The sequence below is a fragment of the Streptomyces sp. NPDC006265 genome, assembly GCF_040613555.1.
In the GTDB taxonomy this organism is placed as follows: domain Bacteria; phylum Actinomycetota; class Actinomycetes; order Streptomycetales; family Streptomycetaceae; genus Streptomyces.
Window position 1 is genome coordinate 1 of the sequence record NZ_JBEXSH010000533.1, and the last position, 2,935, is coordinate 2,935.

Consider the following 2,935-nt stretch of genomic DNA (forward strand, 5'->3'; position numbering starts at 1 on the left):
CCCGGTGCGAGGAGTGCCGCCACCACTGGGAGTTGGACGGGACGGAGCCGGAACGCAGGGTGGTGGAGGACGAGGGGCCGACGCGGCCACTGGGCGCTCCCGGCGAGGCCGGTCACGGCAGCGCCGCGTAGAGCCGCCCTTCACGGTCGTGCGCTCCCGGCTCGGCCGCCGGTCAGTGGTCGGAGTAGCTGAAGTCGCCCACGGTCCAGGCACTGATGTCCTCGATCGCGACGCGGAACATGCCGCCCGTCTCCGGGATTCCCACGGTGCCTTGCAGGATCCGTGCGACATGGAAGTGCAGATGCGTGGGTGGCCCGTCCTTCTTCTTCGGGGTGTCGAAGACGGCGGAGAACTCGCCCAGGCGGGCGGAACCCGTCAGCACCTCCGACACCCGCTGCCGCCACATGGCTTCGGGAGCCAGGCGACCGGTGATGACAGCACCACCGGTGACCACGGTCAGGGACATCTGGCTGCTCCGCCCGGACTCCACAAGGGCGGCGATGTCAACGATCAGCTCGTCAGGCTTCGGCATGAGATCGGATTCTATGCGCCGTGCCGTCCGTTCGGCTCGGGCGGTCCCCACGAACGGGCAAAACAGGCGCGTACGGCCCTCCCGCCGGCTGACGGCGGCAACACGAGGCGGATGGCTGCCCGGCAGCCGGGGCGGGCCCGTACAGGGGGCCTGGATGGTGCCGAGGGGCGTGGCTTCGGCCAAGGAGGCTCTTCCGGTGATCTTCTCCCGCCGGCCGTACCCCTCACGCCTCACGGCGGGCACGTCGTATGCGCACAGGACAGGTCGAGAAGCAGGAGGAGACGGCCCATGTACGCAGTGATTCGCCGGTACGAAGGGGTGACCGAGCCCGTTGAGGCCGGGCGCCTTGTGAACGGGGAGTTCTTGCCTCTGGTTCGGCAGGTCCAGGGTTTCGTGGCCTACTACTGGGTTGATGCCGGGGGCGGGGTGATGGTGTCGACGAGTGTCTTCCAGGACCGCTCCGGCGCCGAGGAGTCGACCGACAGGGCGAAGGACTTCGTCCGGGACCGGCTCGCCGCACTGCTCCCCCAGCCACCCCAGGTCACAGCCGGCGAGGTCGTGGCCTCGTCGTAGCGCCTGCACCACACCGGGGGCGCGACCGACGTCGCGCCGGCTCGTCCTACGATTCCCTGACGGATTCGGCGGTTCCCTCGCGCTGGCCGACCTGAACCGGGACGGAGCGGCGGACATCGTGGCCGGCTCACCGGGGGAAGACACGGGCGCGGCGAACGCCGGGCAGGTGACGGTCATCCCCGGCCGCCGCACCGGCGCCCTGGGCGGCGGCGCCTACGCCTTCACCCAGGACACCGCCGGCATCCCCGGAGCCGGCGAGACCGAGGACGAATTCGGCACCACCGTGGCCGCAGGCGACGTCGACAAGGACGGCCGACCGGAGCTCTTCATCAGCGCCGCGCTGGAGAACTCCTCCACCGGAGCGCTCTGGGTTCTCCCGGGCGGTGCCGACGGTCCCACCGCCAAGGGCAGCCGGATGATCACCGCCTCGTCCGTCGGCCTCCCTCAGCGGGAGAACACCCAGTTCGGCGGCAGCGGACTCCTCGGATGATCTGACCCGGGCGCCCACCGTCCACCGTCCGCCTTGGTGTCAGTTGGTGGAGAGCATGCCCTCACGCAGCCGGGCCAGGCAGCGCGAGAGCAGGCGGGAGACGTGCATCTGGGAGACGCCGAGGCATTCGCCGATCTGGGCCTGGGTGAGTTCTTCCGCGAAGCGCATACGGATGATCTGCCGGTCGCGTTCGTCGAGCGCGGCGATCATCGGGGCGAGTGCGTGGAAGTCCTCCACGAGTTCGAGGGCCTGGTCGTCGGCGCCGATGAAGTCCGCCAGGGCCGTCTCGCCGTCCTCGCTGCTGCTGATCGCCGCGTCCAGCGAGGTGGAGTTGTAGCCGTTGGAGGCCAGGCGGGCCTCCCTGACTTCGTCCTCGGGCAGGCTCATCAGCTCCGACAGTTCCTTCACCGTCGGGGTGCGGCCCAGGAGGCTGCGGAGTTCTTCGGTGGCGCGGGCGAGATGGACCCGGGCCTCCTGCAGCCGGCGCGGGACGTGCACGGCCCAGGTGGTGTCGCGGAAGAACCGCTTGATCTCGCCGACGATGTAGGGGATGGCGAAGGAGGTGAACTCCACCTCCCGGGTCAACTCGAACCGGTCGATGGCCTTGATCAGGCCGATCATGCCGACCTGGACGATGTCCTCCATCTCCTCCGGCCCGCGGCTGCGGAACCGCCCCGCCGCGAAGCGGACCAGGGACATGTTCATCTCGATCAGCGTGTTCCGCGCGTACTGGTATTCGGGCGTGCCCTCCTCCAGCACCGCGAGCTGGTCGAAGAACAGACGCGTCAGCTGCCGGGCGTCCTTCGGCGCGACCCGGGAGGGGTCGGCGACCTCCGGCATGCCATCCACCTTGGTGTCCGTCTTCGCCGCAGTCACTGTCGCCACGATGCTTCCCTCCCCTGTCGGTGCACGCCGCCAGCCTGCCTCGGGCTGACGAACGCGCGTGTACCCCGGCATGTACAGAGCATGCCCCCCTGCGCGATCCGGAGCGGAGTCACCTACTTGTCTCCCCCTGACGATCGATGGCCACAGACCCTTCCCTTGTCATGCCCTCATCTGAAATCTTGCGTCGACCCATTCGACCCACGGCCCGGCAGGCACCACCCCTTGCCCCGGGTTCTCGGAGGATGCTGTGACAACCCCCCGCATATACCGGCACCGTCTCAGACGGCCGTTGCTGTCCGTCGCCGCTGTCGGAGCGGGCCTCGCGCTCGCCACGCCCGCCGGAGCGGCCGACGTGGGCACCGGCCTTCCGCCCGGTCCGGCCGCGGCCCGCGCCGCCGTGCCCGCCCAGACTGCCGCCGGGTGGGCCGCCGGAACCGACCCAGATCACATTGGGG

Annotated in this window: 3 protein-coding genes and 2 pseudogenes; 3 read left to right on the forward strand and 2 right to left on the reverse strand. The window is 70.0% G+C overall.

Going from position 1 to position 2,935, the window contains the following annotated elements; genetic code table 11:
• Nucleotides 1-172: 172 nt before the first annotated feature.
• A complete protein-coding gene (locus ABZ281_RS32925) occupies nt 173-532 on the reverse strand; it encodes a hypothetical protein (RefSeq protein WP_356661470.1) in 360 nt (119 codons plus the stop codon).
• A 288-nt stretch (nt 533-820) separates the two neighbouring features.
• Here ABZ281_RS32925 and ABZ281_RS32930 point away from each other — a divergent pair, with 288 nt between their 5' ends.
• Together ABZ281_RS32930 and ABZ281_RS32935 are read left to right on the forward strand one after the other, a co-directional pair.
• Entirely contained in the window at nt 821-1,105 is a 285-nt protein-coding gene (locus tag ABZ281_RS32930) for a hypothetical protein (protein ID WP_356661472.1), read from the forward strand.
• Nucleotides 1,106-1,163: 58 nt separating this feature from the next.
• Nucleotides 1,164-1,595 (forward strand): annotated as a pseudogene (locus tag ABZ281_RS32935) (FG-GAP repeat protein); the annotation flags it as partial.
• 39 nt (nt 1,596-1,634) lie between these two features.
• Here the strand turns inward: ABZ281_RS32935 and ABZ281_RS32940 are convergent.
• Nucleotides 1,635-2,435 (reverse strand): RNA polymerase sigma factor SigF, encoded by an 801-nt coding sequence (locus ABZ281_RS32940; protein ID WP_356661479.1) that lies wholly within the window; start codon nt 2,433-2,435, stop codon nt 1,635-1,637.
• 292 nt (nt 2,436-2,727) lie between these two features.
• Between ABZ281_RS32940 and ABZ281_RS32945 the strand changes: the two are divergent.
• Nucleotides 2,728-2,935, forward strand: a pseudogene (locus tag ABZ281_RS32945) (hypothetical protein); the annotation flags it as partial.